At 47.4% G+C, this 24,517-nt stretch carries 22 protein-coding genes; 11 read left to right on the top strand and 11 right to left on the bottom strand.

The genetic code is table 11. The annotated features are described in order from the left end of the window. The first annotated feature begins 27 nt into the window (after positions 1–27). From LEPBO_RS0132610 to LEPBO_RS0132590, 5 genes are all read left to right on the top strand, one after another. The gene (locus LEPBO_RS0132610) at positions 28–390 is read left to right on the top strand and encodes a calcium-binding protein (RefSeq protein WP_026149088.1); all 363 of its coding nucleotides are present in this window, start codon (positions 28–30) and stop codon (positions 388–390) included. 22 nt (positions 391–412) lie between these two features. Further along, a complete protein-coding gene (locus LEPBO_RS0132605; protein ID WP_144056430.1) occupies positions 413–667 on the top strand; it encodes a hypothetical protein in 255 nt (84 codons plus the stop codon). A gap of 30 nt (positions 668–697) precedes the next feature. Continuing rightward, positions 698–1,741, top strand: a complete 1,044-nt coding sequence (locus LEPBO_RS0132600) for a PDDEXK nuclease domain-containing protein (protein ID WP_036047050.1) — start codon at positions 698–700, stop codon at positions 1,739–1,741. Between the two features lie 329 nt (positions 1,742–2,070). Then, on the top strand, positions 2,071–5,292 hold the full coding sequence (locus tag LEPBO_RS0132595) for an ATP-binding protein (RefSeq protein WP_017291799.1): 3,222 nt from the start codon (positions 2,071–2,073) through the stop codon (positions 5,290–5,292). A gap of 47 nt (positions 5,293–5,339) precedes the next feature. Beyond that, positions 5,340–5,768: a DUF7680 family protein gene (locus tag LEPBO_RS0132590; protein WP_017291798.1), complete on the top strand. Its 429-nt coding sequence runs from the start codon at positions 5,340–5,342 to the stop codon at positions 5,766–5,768. 15 nt (positions 5,769–5,783) lie between these two features. Here LEPBO_RS0132590 and LEPBO_RS0132585 read toward each other — a convergent pair whose 3' ends face one another. Continuing rightward, complete coding sequence (locus LEPBO_RS0132585; protein WP_051077908.1) at positions 5,784–6,275, bottom strand: MerR family transcriptional regulator; 492 nt, start codon at positions 6,273–6,275, stop codon at positions 5,784–5,786. A gap of 195 nt (positions 6,276–6,470) precedes the next feature. Here LEPBO_RS0132585 and LEPBO_RS0132580 point away from each other — a divergent pair, with 195 nt between their 5' ends. Together LEPBO_RS0132580 and LEPBO_RS0132575 are read left to right on the top strand one after the other, a co-directional pair. Further along, entirely contained in the window at positions 6,471–6,731 is a 261-nt protein-coding gene (locus LEPBO_RS0132580) for a hypothetical protein (RefSeq protein WP_026149085.1), read from the top strand. Between the two features lie 34 nt (positions 6,732–6,765). Continuing rightward, on the top strand, positions 6,766–7,026 hold the full coding sequence (locus tag LEPBO_RS0132575; RefSeq protein ID WP_026149084.1) for a hypothetical protein: 261 nt from the start codon (positions 6,766–6,768) through the stop codon (positions 7,024–7,026). A gap of 101 nt (positions 7,027–7,127) precedes the next feature. On the opposite strand, the gene LEPBO_RS0132570 is transcribed toward LEPBO_RS0132575, so the two are convergent. Both LEPBO_RS0132570 and LEPBO_RS0132565 read right to left on the bottom strand, forming a co-directional pair. After that, complete coding sequence (locus tag LEPBO_RS0132570) at positions 7,128–9,737, bottom strand: S8 family peptidase (RefSeq protein WP_017291794.1); 2,610 nt, start codon at positions 9,735–9,737, stop codon at positions 7,128–7,130. Next, entirely contained in the window at positions 9,730–10,797 is a 1,068-nt protein-coding gene (locus tag LEPBO_RS0132565; protein ID WP_017291793.1) for an ATP-binding protein, read from the bottom strand. The genes LEPBO_RS0132570 and LEPBO_RS0132565 overlap by 8 nt, the downstream gene beginning before the upstream one ends. 338 nt (positions 10,798–11,135) lie before the next feature. On the opposite strand from LEPBO_RS0132565, the gene LEPBO_RS0132560 reads away from it, so the two are divergent. From LEPBO_RS0132560 to LEPBO_RS0132545, 4 genes are read left to right on the top strand one after another with little or no spacing between them, the layout of a single operon-like run. Next, positions 11,136–13,928 (top strand): DUF1156 domain-containing protein, encoded by a 2,793-nt coding sequence (locus LEPBO_RS0132560; RefSeq protein ID WP_017291792.1) that lies wholly within the window; start codon positions 11,136–11,138, stop codon positions 13,926–13,928. 18 nt (positions 13,929–13,946) lie between these two features. After that, positions 13,947–14,219, top strand: coding sequence for a histidine phosphatase family protein (locus LEPBO_RS0132555; protein ID WP_017291791.1), 273 nt, complete (start codon positions 13,947–13,949; stop codon positions 14,217–14,219). A gap of 11 nt (positions 14,220–14,230) precedes the next feature. After that, complete coding sequence (locus LEPBO_RS0132550; protein WP_026149083.1) at positions 14,231–14,626, top strand: type II toxin-antitoxin system VapC family toxin; 396 nt, start codon at positions 14,231–14,233, stop codon at positions 14,624–14,626. Beyond that, positions 14,626–17,763, top strand: a complete 3,138-nt coding sequence (locus LEPBO_RS0132545) for an SNF2-related protein (RefSeq protein WP_017291789.1) — start codon at positions 14,626–14,628, stop codon at positions 17,761–17,763. The genes LEPBO_RS0132550 and LEPBO_RS0132545 overlap by 1 nt, the downstream gene beginning before the upstream one ends. 191 nt (positions 17,764–17,954) lie before the next feature. Here LEPBO_RS0132545 and LEPBO_RS0132535 read toward each other — a convergent pair whose 3' ends face one another. From LEPBO_RS0132535 to LEPBO_RS0132500, 8 genes are all read right to left on the bottom strand, one after another. After that, positions 17,955–18,245, bottom strand: a complete 291-nt coding sequence (locus LEPBO_RS0132535) for a helix-turn-helix transcriptional regulator (RefSeq protein WP_225903988.1) — start codon at positions 18,243–18,245, stop codon at positions 17,955–17,957. A gap of 123 nt (positions 18,246–18,368) precedes the next feature. Further along, entirely contained in the window at positions 18,369–19,172 is an 804-nt protein-coding gene (locus LEPBO_RS0132530; RefSeq protein WP_017291786.1) for a WGR domain-containing protein, read from the bottom strand. Positions 19,173–19,183: 11 nt separating this feature from the next. Next, positions 19,184–19,393 carry a Ycf34 family protein gene (locus tag LEPBO_RS0132525; RefSeq protein WP_017291785.1) on the bottom strand — a complete coding sequence of 70 codons (210 nt, stop codon included), beginning with the start codon at positions 19,391–19,393 and terminating at the stop codon, positions 19,184–19,186. A 9-nt stretch (positions 19,394–19,402) separates the two neighbouring features. Beyond that, a complete protein-coding gene (locus LEPBO_RS0132520) occupies positions 19,403–21,094 on the bottom strand; it encodes an AAA family ATPase (protein WP_017291784.1) in 1,692 nt (563 codons plus the stop codon). A gap of 2 nt (positions 21,095–21,096) precedes the next feature. Further along, positions 21,097–21,288, bottom strand: coding sequence for a DUF2997 domain-containing protein (locus tag LEPBO_RS0132515; RefSeq protein ID WP_017291783.1), 192 nt, complete (start codon positions 21,286–21,288; stop codon positions 21,097–21,099). A gap of 18 nt (positions 21,289–21,306) precedes the next feature. After that, positions 21,307–21,828 carry a DUF1257 domain-containing protein gene (locus tag LEPBO_RS40575; RefSeq protein ID WP_017291782.1) on the bottom strand — a complete coding sequence of 174 codons (522 nt, stop codon included), beginning with the start codon at positions 21,826–21,828 and terminating at the stop codon, positions 21,307–21,309. A gap of 67 nt (positions 21,829–21,895) precedes the next feature. After that, positions 21,896–22,921, bottom strand: coding sequence for an RRXRR domain-containing protein (locus tag LEPBO_RS0132505; RefSeq protein ID WP_017291781.1), 1,026 nt, complete (start codon positions 22,919–22,921; stop codon positions 21,896–21,898). Positions 22,922–23,151: 230 nt separating this feature from the next. Beyond that, positions 23,152–24,408, bottom strand: a complete 1,257-nt coding sequence (locus tag LEPBO_RS0132500; RefSeq protein ID WP_017291780.1) for a hypothetical protein — start codon at positions 24,406–24,408, stop codon at positions 23,152–23,154. Positions 24,409–24,517: the final 109 nt, after the last annotated feature.

The following is a 24,517-nucleotide window of genomic DNA, read 5'->3' as shown; positions in this document are numbered from 1 at the left end:
TTCAAGGCAAGAATTCAGGAGTCGATCATGTCTCGTGACGAGGAACGGGAAACAAGAATCACGATGGAAATTGTCGTCGATGCCTATGGACCTGAAGAACAGGCAATGGGCTGGTATTACTATTTGCAAGACACGATGCAGTTTCCCTTTACGGCGACTTGTGTGAGCAAACGCCGCATCTCTCCGCTCAAAGAAGGCAAATCGGTAGAAGTGGTGGGGATGGCTCCGGAAGACGAATGTGAGCAAGAGATGTTCGTTGAAATCGAATGGGATGGCGATACGTTGGCAGTTCCCCTGATTCAGCTAGAAGCAATCGATGCCGAGGAAGAAACGCAGCAAGCCATCGCCGACTGGCATTACTGGGTGAATCAAGGCTATGAGTTTGGTTAAGTCATTGGGAGCGATCGGGAGAATGAATCGTAACCAACCAAGACAACCAAATTTAGGCTTCGGACAATGGGTGCAACTAGATGAGCAGGAGTTTACTCGAAAGCTCAAGTCAAAGGCGACTCAGGGAGTGCAAGGCTATTCGATTGCCACGATCGCTGACTACGAACCGAATCCCGATCTTGCTGCAAAAGTTGCAGTAGGCATTGTGCAAAAACTGCATCATCCTAATCCATTCGACGGAAACTTTGAACCTGAATTTGATAGACTTGCTCAGTAGTACTTGCGTTCAGAGTGGGAGTATCGATTCGTGGCAAAGTCCTCTTCGTTGGTGCCAGAAGGTTATCCTCAACTCTTGAACGATCTGAAGGAACGCATTCGGACGGCTCAAGTTCGTGCCGCAGTTGCGGTCAATCGCGAGTTAGTTCTTCTCTATTGGCAAATTGGGCGGATGATTCTTGATCGTCAAGCACAAGCTGGATGGGGTGCAAAAGTCATTGACCAACTCTCAAAAGATTTGCGACGAGAATTTCCAGAAATTAAAGGCTTTTCGAGCCGGAATCTCAAATACATGCGAACCTTTGCAGAAACTTACCCAGATTCATCAATTGTGCAAGAGGTGCTTGCACAAATTACCTGGTATCACAATCTTGCATTGATCGAAAAGCTGAAAACAACAGAAGACCGTCTTTGGTACGCGCAGCAAACGATCGCAAATGGCTGGAGTCGGAATATTTTGGTGATTCAAATCGAAACTCGGCTGCGCGATCGACAAGGCAAAGCTATGACCAACTTTGAGCGGACTTTACCGAAGCCTCAGTCGGATCTCGCAAATAGCTTGCTGAAAAGTCCCTATTCTTTTGATTTTCTTTCGCTCGGTCGAGAAGCACAGGAGCGGGATTTAGAAAATGCGCTGGTCGCTCACATTCGAGATTTTTTGTTAGAGCTAGGGGTAGGATTCGCCTTCGTGGGCAGCCAGTATCATCTGCAAGTCGGCAATGAGGATTACTATGTCGATCTGGTTTTCTATCATCTCAAGCTGCGCTGCTTTGTCATCATTGACTTGAAGATGATTGAGTTCACGCCAGAAATGAGCGGTAAGATGAACTTCTATTTAGCAGTCGTTGATGATTTGCTGCGACATCCTGACGATCAACCGACAATCGGGTTAATTTTATGTAAGTCGAAGAACCAAACAATTGTGGAATATGCGCTGCGAAGTATCAATCGACCGATTGGAGTTTCGACACATGAGATTTGGAATAGTTTGCCAGAGCAATTTAAGCAGAGTTTACCTTCGATTGAACAACTTGAATTAGAAATGGATGCCGCGATCGAAGACGATCTCACCTAAAGTCGAAGGTTGAGCTTTCTATCCTAACCGCTATCAGAAGTCAGCAGACTAATCAAGTAAACAGTCAGAGAAATTTCAAAGCAGGATGTTACAGCCATCTTCTGCTCAATTCAACTGCGCGATCGCACTCTTCTACTTCTGGTGTTTCGACATGGATTGAGAGCGGGTGAAGCTTCTCTATTGAAATGGGATGCAGTGATGCGATTGCGCTCCCAAAAGCGATGGCGGTCTGTCTTCTCCAAATCTGAGGTGTGATATTTTTGACTCGTAGTGCCACAATAAAAGCGGTTTATGCGTCAAAACTTAAGAACGACAGACGATAGGAGAGCATGATTGTGTTGCCATCGATTTTTGAAACTTGCACTCCCAGAGATGAAATTCTTTCTGGTGAACTATCGCTCGATCTGTTTGCTGCCAAGTTGAAATTAGTGGTCGATGGTAATGCTCCTAAGGTCTATCAAGATCCAGAACTATTCTTTGCGAATACCTTTCCCACTGAGGGACTCCAGACTCTGATTAGTGAAGTCTTTGGTCGTTTGGCAGGAACCGCGATCGGGTCTCCGGTGATTCGATTAGAAACCAGCTTCGGCGGCGGGAAAACGCACGATGAAATTGCGCTTTGGCACATTGCCCGAAACGGACGCAGCATTCGCGGACTCGATCGATTTAGCGATCGTCTCGATCAAATTCCTGCTGCTCCGGTTCAAGTTGCTGCGATCGCTTGTCAAGATCTTGATCCGACCAACGGCGACTTTCACCCAGAGACAGGCATCACCACTTACACCCTCTGGGGCGAAATTGCCTATCGGATTGGTGGGATTGGCGGATACAGTCTGCTGCGCGGTTCGGATGAGAAAAAAGTGAGCCCAGGAACGGGAGTCCTTCAGCAACTGATTCAAGATCGACCGACGCTGATTGTACTCGATGAAATCGCACAGTATCTACGCAAAGCGAAAGGGGTGATTGTTGGGAATAGTGATTTGTCGAAGCAGGTGGTTGCGTTTCTGTTTGCATTAATGGATTTAGCGGGGTCTTGCAATAATTTAGTGTTTGTCTATTCTCTCGCCTCATCGTCGGATACCTTTGCAGATGAAACGGCAGAGCTTCAAGAAACGGTTCGCGCTTCCGCTCGTCAGGAGCGCATTCTGAGTCCGAGTACCGATGTTGAAATCTACAACATTGTGAAGCAGCGTTTGTTTCAGCGTGTCGATGAAAAAGCCGCGAAAAAAGCTGCTCAAGAATATCTCAATGCGTATCGATCGAGCCGCATTAATCTGCCTGATGGTTGTCAAGATGCCACCTATTCACAAACTATCGAATCGAGCTACCCGATTCATCCAGAGCTATTCAATCTATTAACTAAAAAAATTGCATCAATCCCGAACTTTAACCGAACTCGTGGAGCGCTGAGGCTGTTTGCGATCGCGGTTCGAGAATTGTGGCGCGATCGCACAACTTGGATGCCGCTGATCCACGCGCACCATTTACCGATCGGTGTGAACGAAGAAATTACGAACGAATTGACTTCGCGCTTAGAACGTCCTTTAATGCGACTCCCGATTCAAGCTGATATCTACAACGCGAATGGACGAGAAGCACATGCTCAACTGCAAGATCAAGATTGGATGGCAGCAGGCAAACCGCCGTTTTCAACTTGGATTGGACGCACGATCTTTTTGCACTCCATTAATCAAGGAGTCGTGGCAGGCATTCGACGAGCGGAACTCAATCTATCGCTGCTTACCCCTGGAATTGAAATTGGCTTTATCGAGAGTGCTTTAGAGCGGCTCACTACGGTTGCTTGGTATCTCGATCACGATCCAATTACCTCAATTGCTCGGTTCAAAGAAGAACCTTCGATCAACAAAATTATTGCTGAAGAGAAAGAGCAAATCGGGCGCAGTGAAGCGAAAGACGATTTACGATCGCGGCGAGACACCATTTTTGCCAATCGCTATTTCACGCTGGTATCGTCGCCGGAGAGTCCGAGTGATGTCGATGATACGGCAGATAGTACTGTGCTTTGTCTGATCGACTTTAACGAAGCGACGGTGCAATCCTCGATCGACGCTGCGCCTCAAATTGTGGAACAAATTTTCAACAGTACAGGCGACTCTGGAAAGTTTCGCATCTTCCGGAATCGATTGCTGTTTCTACTCGCCAATCAGCAGGAATTGGAAAGAGCGATCGACGTGGCACGAGAACTGAGAGCGATTCGCACCATTCTCAAATCTCAGAATCGCCTGGAAGACCTTTCAGAGAGTCAACATAAACAGTTGAAGCAGAAAGAAGGGGATTTAGACTTGGCAGCGCGAGTTGCTCTAACGAATGCGTATCGCCATTTATTTTATCCCTCAAATGATCCGGTCAAAGCTCCAAAAGGGTTAATGCACTACCCGCTCCCCGCTCAGGATGCGAGCGATGTCAAAGGCAAGAGTAATCAGCAAGAAGCGATTCTCAAAGCACTGAAAGACTGCCAAAAGATTCGCGCCGATGACGCTCAACCGTATGCACCTGCGTATGTGCTGCAAAAAGTGTGGGCAACAGGACTCGATTCGATCAGTACAAAGGGGTTAAAAGAAGCATTTGCGAAAGATTTGGGACTGAATCTATTCTCGGATGCGGAAACTTCAAAGCTGAGAACGACGATCGCTCAAGGGTTAACCAGTGGACAGTGGGATTTGAAGGTCGGTGAGCGCGTCTATATCAAAACCGATGCAGTTCCGCTGATTCCACCCGACATCATTGAATTTTCAGATCGGATGGTGCTATATCGACGCGGCATCCTAGAACTCCCGAAGCCGAGGGAAATTGAGATCAATGCTCAAGTGATGCCGAGTACACAACCGAATAAACCTGTACGAGTGCGATGGAAAGCAGCGGGGGCACTTTCGGTCAAACTGTTTCAAGATGGCAACTTAATCGCAGGAAACTTCTTGCCGTCTGACGAATACGAGGGCGATCTGGCGCAAACGGCAACCTTTCGCATCGTTGCAGATTATGGGGAAGGAGAAACCGCAGCGGCAGAATCAAAGGCAAGAGTGCAAGCATATTCGACACTCTCCACTGGCTCTACTTCGGCTCACGATACTCCTAGCTTGTTCGATGTCAAACCGGAGGTGGTGGATTTATCGGGCAGCCTCAACGGTGTGTTTAATGAATTGCGCGATCGCATTCACGACGACAAAATTAAAGCGATCGAGCGGCTAGAACTCAGCGTGTCAGAGGTAATGGACTATCGCAAGCTAACCACAGCGGTTCCTCTTCTGATGCGTTATCCAATGCGACTCGACCAATTTGTCACTGTCCAAGCTGGAGATCAGTTCGTTCGATTAGAGTATCAAGGCAATGTCAAAGGGTTTCAAAGTTTTGCGAATCCGACGAACACGTTGTTGACGAGTCCTGATGTTCGAGCCGATGTCTCGCTTAAAATTACGTTCGAGTTTGCATCCGAGGTCGAGCCACAAGGCCCAGAGATGAAAGCGATCGAGCAGGCACTCTTGAGAAATCCGGTGGATCGGCTCAGTTTGACAGCTAAGGTACTATACTGACGGAGTTTGTTTACGATCGTAGAAGTCAAACGCTGAAGGATTGGGGTATGCAGGAGTTTCAGCTCAAAGTCGTTCCCACGGACAACAACAATTTCGCATTGGAGTTGTATCAATGCGCCTATAAAAAAGCAGGTGAGAAAAAGCGATCGGCTGCCAAGCGGATTGGTCGATTGAAAGGACAAGGTTTGGTGCAGGCTCGGCAAGCGATTTATACCTGCCTCAAAGCCAACAATTATGACCCAAAAACTCTCAGCCAACAGCGCCAGACTCCTTACGTTTTGACCGAAGAATCGGGGGTGAATCTGGCTCTTTTATTCCAGACGCTTCAACCGCTCTCTAAACCTGAGCGAATCGCTAATATTGCAGCAGGAGTTCAAGCAATGAGTAATGAGGAGGCACATTACTGGTTTGCTAAAGTCAGTAATGGAAAACGAAGTCAGGCGTTGCGGGCAATTCGAGTGCTACTAGGAGACTAATCGCTTCATCATATCTCAAGCGACTTCAATCGGAATGCGCCCAGCACGTTTATCAAAATCAGCAACGTGTTTACGCTCAGCCTGTTGCCGGATGTCATCCAGAATCTGACCGATCGGGTGTACAGCTTTTAGCAACAACTGCCCCTGATTTTTACTACTTAAGTCAATAATTTGGTCTCCTAACTCATCCGAGTTAATCCAATACAGCTTGTCGTCGCTGAATATTAGAAACTTGTCAAACAGCGACGGCTCAAAATGAAGATTCCTTAAATGATTAATGACTTTACGGATTTCCTGAAGTGATAGCCGCTGCCGCAAATTCGCAATCGTTCTCAGTTCAAGGATTTGCTGCCAGCTATAAAGCACTACCGGACGTTTGGAGTTGCCCAATTTTCTAGGAACGACAATCTCAGCTTGATCAAGCCGACTCAATTGCCCTGAACTGAGTCCTGTCAGGGTTAACGCCTCTTGCCGGGTAAATTCTCCTTGCATCTCACTCGTCGCCACTTTATGCAAACTCCTAAAAGCCATAGAACCATTATGTACCCTTAGTTTGCACTTAAACAGCAATTCATAACGAAGTATATAAGTTTGTACAATTGTTTCGCATACTTTAAAACTAATTTAATCGTTCCGATTTTTGAAAAACCGAAATTAAATTGTTATAATGTGCTTATAGCTACTCTCTTAGGAGAAATCTCCGTGAAACTTACAGCCGCACTTGTAAAAGAACAAAGGGTTCTGTTCGCTGTCGTACTGGTCAAAAGTTACGTGCTGAACAGTGTAGAGCGAGGTCAAACAATCCAAGCTGCACAGCAATTTTTCCCTGGTTACAATATTATTCTCATGTCGCAAGATGGACGTGGAATTCCAACGTTTTTCGGGCGGCGTGACATTGTTGGTTTTCTGCAAAGCGTTCCGGTGAATTCTCTTCCTTGGAAAGAATTCACGTTTGCCATCTAAAACCTCGACTCATCCTTCAATGGAGAACACTGAAATGAATCTCAACTGGAAAATCAATGGTCGTTCGGTCTCATCTGACCAAGTAGGCGACGCAATTCTGTCCTCGATGGAGAGCGAAATTCAGGCAGCAGCGGAACAGAAAGTTATTGATACGCTGTCTGCAATTCGTTGCCCTGTTCACGATCAATCTGCTCAAAACATTCGATTTGAGGGATCGATTCTGAATGGTAACGAAGCTAAGATGGATTGCTGTTGCGATCTCTTGAAAGAGGCAATTCAGCAAGCTCTGAACTAGCAAGGATGTGGAAGCGATCGCCATCTCGCTGCTGTGAGCGCGATCGCGGTTGCCGTCTAGAGTAGCAGCGTTGGTTAATTTGCATGGTCTGCGAGACACCTCTAGAATATGACTTTTTGCTGAATTTCGAGTTGGGCTTGCTCCTGCAAAGGCACTTGAGCTTCTACAAACGAGGTATATACTTGGACGTTGGCATCCATCACTTCAAAGCTGACAGCTAGAGAGTACGGAACTAAAGCCGTGGGATCGTTGTTCCAGCCTTTATGTCCAACGACAGCAATACAGAACGCTTCCCGTAATTTGTCGGGCTGTACGATCGCCCAATCTTTTTGGACGGTTCCTGTCCCTCTGGAGATGTTTCTCATCTTTCCATAGTTCTTCTGCTGTCCTAAAGTCCACGCAAAGTCACCATCGCCTCCCTCTTCATCCTCTTGGGCTTCGTAGTCATTGAGAACTCTTTCCAAAAACTTGTCGGAGGATTCTCCCTTTTGACTGCACTGCCAATGGAGCCAAGTGGACAAGTATTTCCGCTTGTTCCGACGAGTACGACGCGGTTCTGCCTTGTAAGAAAGGGTGATCTCAATCAAAACATCGTACTCACTTGCGAGTGACTGTAACTCCGGTGGGAGTTGAACTTGGTAGATGTGAGCTTGACGCGCACTAATCAAGACATCCTCGTTTGTGACGAGCGTAATGCGGTTGGGAGCATTTCCCAACGCACGTTCTAGATTGGGTAAACCATACCCCATCATTTGAATTGCCTGAGCAAGCTTTTCATTGGAGCTATTTGTCCACTTAGGTAATCGAGCTGAATGGACAATTAACGCACGGTAAAGGAGACAGCTTGCTTGAGGGAAAGTTGCTGCCAGTACAGCAGCGATGTGAGCAACTTTAGGTGCAGCATAGGAAGTTCCGACCGCACCCTGATCACTCAGCGGTGCGCCTCCTGTCGTGGATCGAACTAATTCAGGACAAAGCTCTGGGATATTTGGGAAACTGGGAGGCTGACCAGAATCTATTGCCAAATCCCCTCCGTATTCAACGACATCAGGCTTAATTGAATCCCAGATTCCATAGCCTGAACAGGAGAAGGCTGATGGGTAATCTTCTTTTGCGATCGATTGGATGGGTGGAACCTCATAAGTGGTATGCGAGATCGAGCCAACCGTTAAGGCTTGAAAGCTCTGAGCGGGGTTTGCAATCCGTGAAGAGGATTTGAGGAGATATTCTGGATATGATAGTCCAGCCTCAAAATGTTCATAGATGGTTCGGCGAGAGAGTCCTAACTCTATTCCTCGGTAAATTGGAATGTTTCCCGCAGCTAGGATGAAGAGAATGTCATTCCGCCAAGTTAGGTAATCAATTTCCGCTGCCCATGCGCTCATATACTGTAAGCGGCAAGGAACAGAACCTGTGATGGAGTGATTGAAAATGCGAGTTCCGGTGCGATTGTAGTAGAACTCAACGATCTCGTTCAACACCTCCGATAGGTTGAGCTTTTTGGGCACGATGCCATCCCGATTCAGAACTCTGGCATTTTGTAGCCAACACACTGCTGAGTGACTGCCTGATTTAGGAAGCTCTCTTGGGTATAAGACTGCACCTGCCACACGAGTTCCGTGACCCCCGCCTGTAACATCATCGGAGGTCCGATGGCTTTCGCCAGGAATCCAACATTGCGAATGGACTGTATCAATGGCACTGGCAAGGTATTGATGTTGCTCTTGCATTCCGCTATCGATCACGCAAACTTTTGGCGCTAAAAGGCTGGGCGGTTCTAGCATAAAAGCTGGCTCTGGGGTTGGAAGGAATGGAACATCGATCGTAGGTTCAGCGAATTGATCAGGTTCGCTAACATCAAATACAAATGGAAAGTTGATTACGACATCTTTGAGTCCCTTGCCTGTAATCTCAATGACACAAGAAAAACTATCTGGTAAGAGTGCGACGTGCGATCGATCATCCCAAGAAGCATCTTGGATAATTTCGTGCTGATAATTCTGAATAAAATCTAGAAAATCATCTTGCCGCTTCCACAGAAGTTCATTCCACTCTTGCTCCGTTTGTTGGCGGCGGTCGCTCCATCGAGCAATTCTTTGAGCATAATGGTCGTCCGTTTCTCCTTCTGTGCGACGGGGGTGGTCAGAAAATTGTGAGGTCAAGCCGACGCAAGCAACACCGACTTCAACAATGTAGCTATCATCGTCTTTGATTTGATCCCATCGTGCCATCAACTCTTCTGAGAGGATGTACTCCAGTCGTCCAAGCCTTCCTTCTAAAACCTCATAGATTTGCGCGACTCTACCACTGCCATATTCTTCACGCATAAACTTCTCAATCTTCTCCTGCAATTGAGTAAGCCCAGCATCTGCGGAAGCCCCGATGATATAGCCGTCTTCTAGTTCAAGAATGACTTCAATGCCAAAACTCTTGAGCTTATCGGCATCAAAAGCTTGTGGATCGACTTTGAGAATTAATGGTGCAGCGTCGGGTAAATCAGGCTTTCCTTCTTGGCTGCGTTGCTCTCGAACAGTTTGCCAGTCTAAGACGATCGATGAAACCGATGTCTTGAGTCTACCTCCGTGCCCGCCCGCATCTCCTTTATTGGCTAACGATTGCTGAGTTGGTCTTGGAAAACCACCAGATGCAGCGGTTCCACTTTTTACAAACTTGAGAAAAATGTGCGGGAACTGTTGGGAGGCGTTAGGCATGAGCGGCTCGAAGTTCTTGAATTGATACTTCCAGATGTTCCTGGATGACCAATTCTTCTCGGTCGAGGATGGCACGTTTAGCAGCATCTTGAGCGACCCGGACAGTTTCTGCTGCGGAAAATCCTTGCATTTTCTCAAGGATGGTTGCCCAGTTGATCGTGCCAATTGTGACCGAGGAAAGGGTCTGTTTTAGGATAGCCTCAATTTCCCTTTCTGTAGGTTTTGGTACTTCGATCGCATCATCAAATCGTCTCCAGATTGCTTCATCGAGTGATTTGTCGAGGTTGGTTGCGGCTACCAAAAGTCCGCTTGTCGATTCAAACTCATCTAGAAGCTGTAAGAAAGCGTTGACGACTCGTTTGATTTCGCCAACTTCTTGATGATCTTCGCGGGATTTTGCGATCGCATCACATTCGTCGATGAACAGGAGGCAAGGATTTTGGGCTGCCACCTCAAAGACTTCTCTTAAATTGCTAGCCGTTTCCCCTAAGTAGGAGGATACTAGGGCATCAAAACGAACTTTTACGAAAGGGAGTCCAGTATTCCAAGCGAGGCGTTCTGCGCCCATTGTCTTACCGCAACCTGGAGAACCGTAAAGCAGCACTTTTTGACGATATTGCAAGCCATAGTGAGCTAAGCGATCGCGGGCGGCATATTCTCGCTCAATGCGTCGAAAGCGTTCTTCGGTGTCATCGGGCAAAATCATGTGGTGCTTGAGGCGATCGCGGGGGATGCTGATGACCAACGGGTGATTGGAGCGTTTGCTCATTGGTAATGGACTGAGAGTGCCGGGTGGCTCACTCAGGTTAGGACGAGAGGAGATGCCCCTTGGAAAGGCGGGTTTGGGGAGTCCTGGAGGTGGGGCTGGAAGTCCTGGAGGGAATGGAATTGCAGAGCCGTTAGACATTCCTCTTTTGACGATGCTGGAGAGTTGCTCGGCAAGGGTTAGATGTCCTTTTTTACGTTCTTCTTCAACCACAAGGGTCATGAGGCTTTGGATCGCCTCTTTGTCTTCGCTAGCGATCGCTCTAAATAATCGTTTGAGCAACTCTCCTTTCATTTAGCTTTTTAACTCGAAGCATTTGTACTATTCCAGAATACTCATATTTTCTAGAATTTGCCGATCTTTCAGTTTAGCGTAAGGATACAGCAACGCTGAATTTTTCTTTGCCTTACAGACTACAAGACAATCTCGATTATGAATAATAATTTTTCCTATGTGAGAGACAAAAATGCTGAGTCAAGTGGTGATTCTTAGATGAACTTGGATGGGTTATGAGTGCTTGAGCTGAGACGCGGGTAGAAGCAATGACAAGTATGATGACTCTAATCTAGGATAATCTGCGGGAATTCGATCGACCGTCTAAAATATCAACGGACAGCGATGAGAGTTCGATTATGACGACCCGGAAGCCTGTGTTTATCGAGAAGATTATGCCTGTGAAGCTCCTCAATGAGCAGGTGTATTACGAGCATGGGGGGAATCCGTTTAAGGGGTTGCATCGGTGGTATTCGCGCAAACCCTTGTCGTTTAGTCGGGCTTCGGTGTTGGGATCGCTGTTACCCGAGGGAGTGACGATCGAAGAATTTGAGTATCTGCTGGGGCTGAATCGGCGAGTCGCGGGGATGCAGGATAAGACAACGAAGCTGTATAAGACTCCGCCTTCGCCTGATCGAATTAAGAAGGTACAGGAACTTTGTGAGCAACAGTGGGGAACGAAAACGCCTGTTGTGCTGGATGCGTTTGCGGGGGGCGGGAGTATTCCGTTTGAGGCAGCGCGGTATGGGCTGAAGGTGTTGGCTTCGGATCTCAATCCGGTGGCAGTGGTGACGATGAAGGCTGCGATCGAGTATCCGCTGAAGTTTGGGCCTGATTTGCAGCAGGATATCGATAAATGGGTGAAATGGGTTGGGGACGAGGCGGAAAAGAGACTGGCTGAGTTTTTTCCATCATTGCCTGGTGAGAAGGTTCAGAACTATCTATGGGCACATACAGTTGTTTGCCCGAACTGTGAATCGACTGTTCCTTTAAGCCCGAATTGGTGGTTATACAAACGCCCTGAAAAGCAGAACTTAAACAAGTGGTGTGCTGTTAGACCCATTCCAAATCCTGAACAGAAGCGAGTCGATTTTGAATTGGTAAAGGGGAAGAAAGGGAAGGGAAATACGATCGTTTGTGAGAACGGTGAAGAGTATAACCCTGATGACTTCTCAACAATAGGTAGAGGTGTTGGGAAATGCCTATGCTGCGAAAATGTAATTGAAAGTAGCTATATCGATGAGAAACTTTTGAACAAAGATTACATTCACGAAATGTATGCTATCGCCTATCAGGTAAATTCAGGAGGGTTAAAGTTTCGCCTGCCAGAAAAGTTGGATTTTGAAGCCTTTTCAGCAGCAGTCTTAAAGCTTGACGGATATGCTAATTCTCTACTAATTCCTTCGGAAGGCTTTCCTGAAGGAGAAGATACTCGCTGCTACAATCGCGGTGTTAGAAGTTGGGATCAAATGTTTAATTCTCGTCAGCTTTTGACGCTTGTGGTTTATGTTGAAATTCTCAATGATGTTAAAGCTAAGTTGCAGATTGAGTATGAGCCGGAGAAGGTAGAAGCGATCATAACTTATTTGGCTTTGGTATTTGATCGATGTGTTGACCGTAACTGTAGATTATCTATTTGGCATACAGCTAGAGCTTCAGTAGAGAGAGCAAGTACACAACACACTTTAAATCTGACATGGAACTATCCTGAAATAAGTGGCTCTGCCGAACTTTGGAAATCTTCTGCGGATGCTTTTGCTTCAGACTATGAAAGCCTGTGTTTACTATTTGGTACTAAACCTGGATCATCAGGCATACCAGGAATCGAAGCTTTTGAGCCGAAATCAATCCAAATTGATTCAGCTTCAGCAGATAGTTTAATTCATATTCCTGATCAATCTGTTTTCGCGATCGTCACTGATCCCCCCTACTACGCCACAATCCAATATGCTGAACTATCCGATTTCTTCTACGTTTGGCAAAAGCGCACATTAGGCGACATCTTCCCCGATCTCTTCTGGTCAGACCTTACCGACAAAGACCGCGAAGCCGTCGCCAACCCTTCCCGCTTCCGCAACATGGGCATGAGTCCCGAAGAACTTGCCAACCAAGACTACGAAGCAAAAATGGCGCTTGCCTTTGCCGAATACCATCGAGTCCTGCGCGACGACGGCGTAATGACCGTCCAATTCAACCACAAAGACTCCGGAGCCTGGGATGTCCTCGCCAAATCCCTCATCGATGCAGGCTTCGAGATCACCGCCTCCTGGTCAGTCAGCACCGAAAACCCGCAAAACCTCCACCAAGCCCAGAAAAACTCCGTCTCCAGCACCGTCCTCTTGGTGTGCCGCAAACGCGACCCCAACTCAGGACAAGCCTGGTGGGACGACCTGCGCCCCCAAGTCGCCCACCTCGTCGAACAACGCGCCCCCGAATTCGAGGCAAACGACATCGACGGCATCGACCTCTACCTCTCCGCCTTCGGTCCCGCCCTCAACGTCTTCTCCCGCCACTCCCCTATCCTCGACACCTCCGGCAACGAAGTCCGCCCCGAACAAGCCTTCTCCGAAGCCCGCAAAGCCGTCGCCAACTACCGCTTCCGCAAACTCGCCCAAACCGACACCCTCGGCTTCGATCCCCTTACTACCTGGTACATCCTCGCCTGGGATGCCTTCCGCGCCCGCGAATTCCCCTTCGATGAAGCCCGCCAGCTTGCCCTCGCCGTCGGTGGCTTCAACGTCTCCGACCTCGCCAAAACCCACAAACTCCTCGACTCCACCAGCGGCATCTGCAAACTGCTCACCCCCGACCAGCGCTTCAAAAAACGCGCCTTTTCCACCAACCCCGAAGACTTCACCCTCACTTCGCTCATCGACGGACTCCACGCCCTAATCGCCATCTACCTCGAAGAACAATCCATTGATCCTGTCCGCCGCTTCCTCAAAACTACCGGACTTTTGAGCAACGATTTATTTATGCGTGCCTGGGAAGTCACCCTGCGCGTGATTCCACATATTGGGGACGAGCGCAAACGAATGCCCGAAGAAAAAGCCCTTGCCGATCTGTGGCTGGCAATGGACGAAATCAAAGCCAAAGTCCGCTACGAACAGCCAGAATTAGACTTAGGCGATGTGCAACAGAGTTTGTTTTAAATCGATGGAGGTCAAGCTATGAAAGTGAAAGGAATTTTACGCGGACAAACGATCGAATTACTAGAGCAAGTGAACGCACCAGATGGAACGGAGGTCAGTGTCGAAGTTGAAATTCTCTCGGCTCCTCACCATTCACCAGCGCAGCCTTTGAGCGATGAGGAGCGTTTGACAAAGCTGAATGAGTTATTTGGAGCGTGGGAAAACCAGCCTGACTTAGATGAGATTTTTGCTGAAATTGATCGAGAGCGACACGCTTATCGAGGTCGGCAGATTGATTCATTTGATGACTAAGGTGAAGCTGCGTGTATTTACTGGATACTAATATTTGCAGTGCGTTGATGAAAGGCAACCGTCGAGCCTCAATTCGATTTAACCGAGCATTTCCGCAATGCTATACATCGACGATCGTTGTCGCAGAACTCTACAAGGGCATTCTCGACTCCCAACGTCTGCAAGACAATCTGCAATCACTTGCAGATTTGACGACTTACCTAGCGATTGAATCATTTGATTTAGCCGCTGCTGAAGAGTTTGGCAGAATTCAAGTTGAACTTAAACGCATTGGTAAGCCTACAGGTGAGGTCGATGCACTGATTGCAGCAGTTGCTCGCTCACGGCAATCTATTTTAGTGACGAACAATACGCGCCACTTTGAGAATATCGCGAACTTACAGCTTGAAGACTGGCTGGAGCCATAATGATGCCTCGATCCCTACAAAATCATCAATGGAAAATTAGCTACTCTAGCGACGAAAATAATCCCGTTGCTGATTTCTATATTCCAGCCTTGGAATGCGCGGTGAAGTACGATCGCAAAGCCGGATTTTTCAACAGTGCGATTCTCAGCAAAGTCGCCCGTGGACTCGGCGCAATGCTCGACAACGCTGGACAAATGCGACTAATCATGGGTTGCCAATTTAGTCCGACTGACCTACAAGCAATTCAGAAAGGTTATGAACTTCGATCTGCATTAAGCGATCGCTTAACTCAAGATCTCCAACCCCCCAACAACTTTGCCCAACTCAAACACTTTGAGATCCTAAGCTGGCTGATCCAAAACCATTATCTCGATATTCGCATTGCCGTTCCGCTTAAATCCGATGGCATACCTGAAAATAGCAGCGAACAGCTTGATCCAAATCGTCTATTCCATGAAAAAGTTGGCATTATTACTGACAGTAACGGCGATCGTCTAGCTTTTAGCGGCTCGAATAATGAATCGATCGGCGGCTGGTATGCCAATGTTGAATCTTTTCATGTCTATCTGGCTTGGGAGGGTGGACGAGATTTAGAGCGGGTGGAATTAGAGCGCGATCGCTTTGAGAAGCTCTGGAACAATCAAACCGCAAATGTCCGAGTGTTTGAAGTTCCAGAAGCCGTAAAGCGGCGACTGTTGCAGTATGTTCCGAAACATAAGCCTACTTGGAGCCAAGAAATCGAGTTTGATCAAAGAGAGATTGCACCCGAAGTCCCTCTGGAAATTCAGCCCACAGTCCCTCAACTTGAAGACTATCAGCACGAAATCGAGCAGTTCGAGAAACTCGCAACACTACACGAGCATCCAGGTTGCCTCGATTTCACGCTCAAAACAATTCCGATCCAGCCCTGGATTCACCAAATCAAAATTCTCCGTCGCTATGCCGAAGAGTTTCCGCGCAACGGATTGATTGCCGATGAAGTTGGACTAGGAAAAACGATCGAGACGGGCTTAATTCTGCGTTATCTAATTCTCTCGAAAAAAGCACAGCGCATTTTAGTTCTCGCTCCCACCAGTGTCCAACCCCAATGGCAAGACGAACTGCGTGAAAAATTCAATCTGCACTTCTGGAGCTTAGCCCAAGGCGAACTGCGAGACCCATTCAAGCAGTCCATTCCCCTCGCTGAAAATCCGTGGAACACACAGAACTTGATTCTGGCTTCCAGTCATCTCGTGCGCCGCAAAGAACGAATGCAAGAACTTCTAGACTCCGAACCGTGGGATTTGGTGGTTCTCGATGAAGCCCATCATGCTCGTCGCAAATCGCCTCAGAATCGCAAGGAAACCCCGAATCGACTATTAGAGTTGATGCAAAAGCTAAAGGATAGAACTAAAGCTTTATTGCTACTCTCAGCCACCCCGATGCAGATTGACCCGATCGAGGTCTTTGATCTACTCAACCTACTCGGACTGAAAGGACATTGGCAGTATGCAGATAACTTCTGCGACTACTTCAAACACATCGCCAGCGAAGTCGATTCACACATCCTGAACTTTTGGCAGCAGATGTCTACTGATTACTTTACTCAAGGCGGTCAACCCTGTCCACGATTGCAGCAACATCTAACAAAAAGCGATCGACTCCTAGCCTACAAGCTCGAAGATATCTGGCAAAAAGGACGAATCCGCATTACCCCAAATCAAACTAAAGAGGAAGCCTTCATCACCGCCTCTCGACAATTTCTCACAGTCAACACCCCGCTCAAGGATCTCATGTTTCGCCACACCCGCGATACACTCAGACAGTATTACAAGTTGGGCGTTCTCGAAAAAGATGTTCCAGTGCGGGAGGTGTGGGACAATGCGGTGGTTTTAGAATCGACCCGCGAAGCTGAACTGTATCGGGCAGTAAGTGATTATGTACGTCATTTCTACCGTCTAGCCCAGAAAGAAAACCGCAAAGCATTAGGCTTTTTGATGACTTTGTATCGCAAACGGCTCACTAGCTCGTTTTATGCGATCGAGCGATCGCTCTCCCGTCGATTGAGTGACCTACAAACTGGACAGCAAACAAGCCTTACTCCCGATGATTTGCTGGAACTTGATGAAGCTGAAGATGCGGTAATCGATGGCTTAAAAACATTCTTCGAGCCAGTCCATCCACGAGAAATTGAATATTTACAAGACCTACTCCAACAGTTTGAGAACACAGGCGAAGACACCAAGTGCGCTCAATTTTTGACTCAACTGCGACAAGAGTTAAACACCCGTGATAGCGCGATCGTCTTCACACAATACACCGACACGATGGACTATTTGCGCGAGTTCTTGCGCTCTAGCTTTGGAAATCAACTCGCTTGCTATTCTGGACGAGGCGGAGAGCTTTACCGCAACAATGAATGGACAATAGTACCGAAAGAGGACATCAAGAAGCGCTTCCGCAAAGGTGAGATTAAAATTCTTCTGTGTACTGAATCTGCCAGTGAAGGTTTAAATTTACAAACTTGCGGTGTTTTGATCAACTATGATATGCCCTGGAATCCAATGCGAGTCGAGCAACGCATTGGACGAATCGATCGTATTGGTCAGCGCTATCCAACCGTGCGAATTCATAACTTTTACTACGACGGGACTGTTGAAGCAAAAGTGTATCGTAAATTGCGCGATCGCATTGATGCGTTCTCAACGGTCGTAGGAAAACTTCAGCCGATTCTGGCGAAAGTCCCGACTTTTATCGAGCGAGCGTTGAACAGCGCTGATCCTGAAGAAGAAGACGTGCTGTTGTCTGAGTTTGAAACAGTTTTAGAATCGCCGCCGTTGCGTCCCGAAATTGATGAAATGGTCGAGATGGATGTGCAGGCGGACTTATTGATCATGCGACAACCGATGGCATCGGCTCCGATGTCGATCGACGAAATCAAGACGTTGCTGACAACCTCAAAACTCCTACAATCCCAAGGCTTTAAGTTTGAGCAAGTCAGCCAAGACGTATGGAAATTGAGCGATCTGCATCAACACCATCTCATTACCTTTAATCCAGCAAAGTATGATGAGCAACCTTCGCTGCGGTTGATGCTTTCTGGAGACCCGCTGCTAGAGAACATTCTGAATCAAGTGCTCCCGTCCATCAATAAATAGAGCAATTTAGAAGGCAATTCTATTCTTGTGTAACTACTGTTGATGGATTACACAAGAACCCTTGCTTTTGTAAAGTTACAATTCTAGGGCAACTTCAGATTCGATCGTAAGAGAGCTGCACTTCGATGCCATTTTTAAAATCGAGTGGCGCATTGTAACAAAATGTAATATCAAAAATCAATTTTCTGACCTCAAGAAGCAACACGCTCAATGGCTTGAGACTGAGCAAACGCTTCTGCTAACTCCTCAAACGAGCACTCCAACATTTCACAGAGAATTTTAGTTTGCTCAGGATTGAGTTTTGGAATGCTGTAGCCTGTCTCCCACGCGCTCACTGTTTTGTGGCTAATGTTCAACGCCTTCGCCAGTTCTTTCTGGCGAATACCCTTCTTATGTCGCTGGAAGTGCAGCCATTCAGCGAATGTAGAAGCAGAGACAGGCAGGTTCATTGGGTAAGCCATGAATCGACGTGAAACCAGCATACCCCAAATTTTAGATTATGGGCGCAAATCCAGACTGGTACTGCCTTTGGAAGTACCGATCCACCGGAAAAGTCCAAGATATTAGACTTATCTAAGGGCATGGATCATTAGAATTTTTTCCGTTTAGTCCCACAATACACAATCTGAGCGCGTGTCGCTGAATTCAATTTCTATTCCGGCTACTTCTGTTTCACCCCAGTTCATCCAGAACGATCGCTCCGTTTGCTCAACAACTTGGGCAGCGAGTTCAACCTGGATTTGTCTGCGAATTTCAGCAATGCGATCGAGTCCTGTTTTCAGAGTTTCTAGAACGTGTCGCTGAGTTTCAACCTGATTTATGTTTCCGATTAATGCTGTAGGGTTCAGCGACATGCCTACAGGCAATGGGATCAAGCGCAAATAAGCCTCAACCGCCTGAGCTAAGTCCTGTCTATTTCGTGATTCCTGAGCATACAAGACGCGATCAAGGGCGGTTTGAGCGTGAGCCACCGTTTGATGAGTCACTGCCCCTAATCCAGTTTGGTACTGCCCTTTCTCTGGATTGAATCGAATTGAGGTCTGTTCGTGAATAATCGCGGCATCGATTGCGAGGTGATGAATTTGCGCTTTGAGCGATTTGGCGCGTTTGCCAAGAACTTCAAAATTGATCGATTGATTGGGAGTGCGATCGACTTCTGCCTCCATGTAGCCCTTGGCTTTTTTGTCCCGCACAATTTGTTGTAATTTCGTTTGTGCCTCTACGATATTGCCGCAGACATAGGAGTGGGTTTGTCCCTTGTAATTCACTCGTCCATATTTTGCAAATACTGTCCCATCGAGTAAAACATAGCCTTGCCAGAATTTGTTGTGATTGCTACGACTGTCTACACAAATCAGATGAACCGAGGCGATCGCACTCGAAAGATCTGGAAACTGATCGGAAGTCATGACAAATTTCCTCAAACGTTTGACAAATTTTCTTGTGCTTGGAAACTGCCGCAATTCACAATGTCGAATTCCATCTGCGCGGGTTGCCGATGAACTCTGATTTGAGGCTGACGCGGCTGAAAATCAGGAGATAGATTTTGATGAGGTTTTTGATGACTGGTTTCAACTTGGTAATATGCAATGCAGCGATCGACAAATTGGCAATTCACACAAATACACATCGCAGCCTCCTAGTTTTCTTCCCAAACGACAGTGCGATCGCTTTCAATTTGCTCCTCGATCTCCGGTGCAACACATAATGCTTGTCCGTTTCGTGCCCAACGATCGAGGGCTGCAAGTTCTTCAGCATCACCTAGGGATCGCGGTGGTTTGCGTTCAATTTGCGCGTGGAGATCTTCGATCGTGACTTGTCCAGGTCGGCGTTGAGCATAGGCTTGAGCCGCACAAGCAAACACGATGTCGTGAATTTCGCTTCCGGTATAGCGATCGGTGTGACGGGCAAGCGGTTCGATTAAGGCTTGAACGGCTGGATTTTCGAGATCAGCATTAGGACTCAGCAATTTGTAGCGTTGCATCTGAACTTGGAAGATTTCACGACGAGCCGCTAAATTTGGTAATGGAACGTGATACACCTCAGAGAATCGCCGTAAAAGTTCTGGTTTGAAACATCCGGGACGGTTTGCTGTTGCTGCTACGAAGACCGCTGAGGTATGTTCTTGAAACCATTGCAGGAAGTAGCCAAACATCCGTTTTGTTGTCCCGCCATCAGATTCGCTGCCAGTTCCACCATCGAACATTTTGTCCATTTCATCAATGAACAGAATCGAGGGAGCCATTGCTTCGGCTGCTGCGATCGTTTGTCTGAGATTTTCTTCTGATGCTCCAAGTTCTTTTTGCACGAGCTTACTGGTATCGAGGATCAGAATCGGCAGTCCCCATTCTTTCGCAAGACACTTAATTCCGAGTGTTTTACCCGTTCCACCGTAGCCTACGAGTAAAACACCTCGCGGAAAAGGTAGATTCCAGCTTTCCTGTGCTTCTGGTTCTAGAAGTGCCGCTTGTGTGATTGCCCAAGATTGCAGCACGGGCATTCCTTTCACTGGAACATCGGGTGCTTTGGCATATTGAATTCCGCGTGCTGCAAACTGTTGCTTTTTGATTTCGAGAATGTCATCGATCGACTGTGCTTCGAGTCGTTTACGCTTGATTGCAACCAGTTGAATCGCGTCATCTATGCCTTCGGGAGTCATGCCGAGCAATGCGCGAATGAGACGTTTGCGATCGTCTTCGGACAAGTTCACTTCAAACGATTGAGATTGAGCTTTAGCACTGCGTTGAAGGGCTTTGAGCCTGTGTTCGAAGATTGCCTCAGCTTCCGTCGCTAAGGGTAAGGGATTTTGCATATCCACCACCAGATCTTGGAAAATTGGCGGTGTTCGCAAACCATCGTGCAAAATGATCAAGGAGTTTTGCGATCGCTTCAGCAAATTAAACACACGTACCGACAGTCTCACAAAAGCGGGATTTGAGTCCCTAGCTGCAATGTAGCGGTAAAGATCTCGTAGCACAAATAGAGTCGGGCGAGATTGTTGATCGGATTCACCTTTAGCTTGAGTTTGACAAGCAGATTCGATGTAGCGCAACACCGCTTCAACCATGTGGAGATTTGTCGCGATTTTCACGCCTGGGACAGCAACCACTCCGGTGAGTTGTTTGCCTTTGTACTGCGGGGTCAGCGTTTCAAGTCCACTCACGCCTAGCGACGCATCCCAGTGAAGCACCTGTAAGTTCTTCGGGATGGCATACTCTGTGACGAGCGATCGCAAAATGAGATCCGGTTCCGACGCAGTTCGGGTATCGATCGCGATCGTAGACATTTTGGCGTTGAAATACAGCTTCAGTTGCGCAACATCGAATGCCATTATTACCAGCCTCCAATCGAGATATCAGTGTTCACTTGAACGGGTTGTTCATGGTATTCGGGTTTCAGTTCCACTTCGGTTTCACCCAGTTGAGTTAACGGCTTTGTCAGTTGGGTACAGCTTGCTCCTTGATGCCCCATGACTTCGACTTTCATAGCTTGTCCCCGTTTGCGGACAATTTTGATCTGAGTCATTGATCTACCTCCAATGAATTACCAAGCACTGCCAACGGTTTCGCTTGAGATCTGAACAACTTGGGTCAGCGTCGTTTCGATCGAGCCATCGTCTAGTACGACATCTTCACGAGTCCAAAGATGTGCCGGATAGTTATGCTGAATCACTGCTTCGTCATGGTGAAACTGCACTTCTTCACGAAAATGCTCGATCGGGCTGAGGGTGCCTTTTTGGCGTTGCGTTCTCAGAAAGGCTAAACCGAGCGCATTTTGGTTAAAGTCCCAAGCATCAGCTACAAGCGCGAAGCAGTCCTGCTGCTCATTCCATCGGAAACCGACATCCAACTGTGCTTGACGTTGGGGGGTGTGCAGATGTTGGCGACGAATGATGATTTCGGCTTGGGCTTGATTGCGTCGATCGTAGTCGCTAATCAGTGCAGTCGGATGGTCATGAACTTCAACTTCGGCAGCAATTCCTTTTTCAGTCAGTAATGCTCTCAATCCTTCGATCAGAGCATCTCGGTTGTTCAGTTGAGTGCTAATCGTTGCAAAGTGGCTCATAAGAAATCTCCGATAGTGTTGGAAACCCAGCACCTTCAGGTCTGGGAGGAAAACACAACGCGGGGCTTTATCCCCCTACCTGTTCGGCAGGGACATAGAATCGCCACGAGTTAAAAGACAAAAACTTGGTATCTGAAGGTTTCGCGTTCTGAGTCAACCGCTTACCTGTTTCGAGGGAATGCAGACTTACCCGACCTTTAGACGCGCCGCCAATGTAGACAATGCCGTATTTTGGATGCCTAGCAATTCCACCGCGCTTGAACCCTTCCGAGATCGTTCCACCATAGGGTGAACGAATTGCACCTTTACCTGGTTGAAATCGGTGCAATTGTCTACGGTGAAACCGGAGCGGAATGATCACGATTAACTGAGTGTTATCAGGCTTATCGTGTCCTTCGGTGTACCAGTTCGCTAATACCCAACTATCAACACAGTGCGCTTCAAACTTGTCTGATAACTTCTGCTTTGATTTCTTGAGTCCTAACTGACTCCGAAGTTCTGCGGTTTCGTGACCTTGCAAGGTATGAAGAATTGCAATTCGCTCTAACTCTGAATAGAACCACTTCTTACCCACTTCAAGCGGGGAAAACATGATGTTCCACTTGCGACCATTCTTGAAGGTCTTCGCTTTGATGTCTTCGACGACGAAAGCTATGACAGGGAACAGCTTTGTCAGCCAATGACAGATGCGTAATTTCCACTGCCACCGCGCTTTCGTAGAAGGTGGAATTCCACCCCGCTTCCGGTTAAACCGAGGCTTGCGGCATGGAGTCTTACGAAACCGTCTCGCACGTCGCATATTCGTCGAAGCTTCCTCAGCCGCTTTCACCCAGTCAACAGCATGAGTTTGCATGTTGAGATAGGTGCGAGTTGCTGACTTAACCGTGAACGCTTCGCGCTTTGAACCCGGATCAATCCCGACTGCAATCGGTTGAGTGAATCGGGATGAAGGCTCTACGTTCAGTCGAACACAGAACACACCGCGCTTCCAAAATGGCGTTGCTTTCCCAGATTTGATCCAACGTTCTGCGCGTTGTGCAGTCGTTGGCATCAAGGGACGCTGATTTTTATCGACAACTGGTACAGATTGCATGGCGATAAGCCTCATTGTGTACTTCCCTTCGCTACTGAGATTCCGAGCGGCTAGAAATTAGGGAGGCGTTCCTAGTGTCGGTTGTACTGCCACGTACTAGAATCTTCAGTTGTCCTTTCGGACTGAGCTAGTCGCGTGTTTAGTCTCGAAGTTCGCTCTATGGCTTGAGCTTATTCAAGCCCCGTCGCTTCAGCGCGGGGTACGTGACAGTTACTCTCCAAGTTGAATGGTTACTCGCCGAATACGACCCAATCGGATCGATCAATGCCTTCTGATTCAATCCGATCGAGGTCTGGAGTTTGAAGTTTTACTTCGAGATCGGCTAACAAATCGCTGGCTTGCGATCGCAGCAAATCATGTTCAGAACGCTGATTTGTTGCAGTTGATTGAACTTGATTTAAGTGAGTCAGCACCTCCGCAAGTGAGTGATCATGCTCAGACAAAACAGCAGCACTTTCTGCCAAACTTTGAAACTGTTGCTTTAGTCCAGTTGGAAGTTTGCCAGGGCAGTAGTCTTTGTTCAGAAGCTTTCGCAAGTTGTGAATGAGCAGTTTGAGAATTTGACTCCGTAGCTCAACGATCTTTTGATCGATCGCACCTCTAATCTGTTGCTGTTGATAGCTGAATGCCTGCTGTAAGGCATTCAGTTCTGCATTTGCCTGAGATTGTGCAATTTGAATTTCCGTTTCTGCTTTTTGCTGTTCTGCTTGAGATTGAGTCAGCATTAATTGCGCTTGCGATCGTTCCAAATCCAATTGCTTCAAGGCTGTATCGCGTTGAACTGCATCTTGAAAGCTTTCAAGGCGGAACGGACCTTTCAGTTGAACACCGAATCGCTGCTGAATTTTCTCGATTTTGGGATAGCGTCTTGCATAGACTTCTAATCGACGCTGAGTTTGCTCATCACACAGTTGGCCTGCCGCGATCATCGGCTGAATTTCCTCACGCAACCACCGTTCTTTTGACGATCGATACGCTGCCAAAACCTGATTGAGCTTTTCGACACTCAGCCCTTGCAACGCTCGAAATCGATCAATAAAGTGACCAAAACTAGAACCAGGAATCGCACGATACGGGAGTAGATCGATCGTGCATTCAGCATAGATTTTGCGCCGTTCTTCAGTGAGATCTGCGATCGCTTGCTTCAGTTCTTCAAAGACCTTGATTTGTGGCGGTTTTGCTTTACGCCCTAATGCTCGCCATGCAATCAGAACTTCGCTAGGTGGGGCGAAGTCTTCGACATCGATCGCAGCAACTCGTGAGTCACCGCCACAGATTTTGATCTCTGCGTAATACATTCGCTCCTCGTGAAACAGACGTAAATCTCGTTCGATCGTCCGAATTGTGAAACCAGTCGGTGCTTTGGAAGTTTTAGCAGTCGAAGCAGGCTGTGATTCTGCAACAGGTTGAGTTTGCGAAGGCGGGTCGAGAATTAGCATGGCTAAATCCTGAAACACATCGCACTGCTGCTGTGCAGAATGAATCATTACTTTGGTTTTTCTGTTCTTAGAATACTTCTATTGTCTGGATAAATCAATACAAATGAACTATATTAATTTTCTTCTTATCATTAGGATTTCGAGTGCGAGATTGCTT

Origin of the sequence: Leptolyngbya boryana PCC 6306 (assembly GCF_000353285.1) — a bacterium.
Classification (GTDB): domain Bacteria; phylum Cyanobacteriota; class Cyanobacteriia; order Leptolyngbyales; family Leptolyngbyaceae; genus Leptolyngbya; species Leptolyngbya boryana.
Note: the sequence above shows the minus strand (reverse complement) of the source record. Positions and strands in the feature narration are given on the sequence as shown.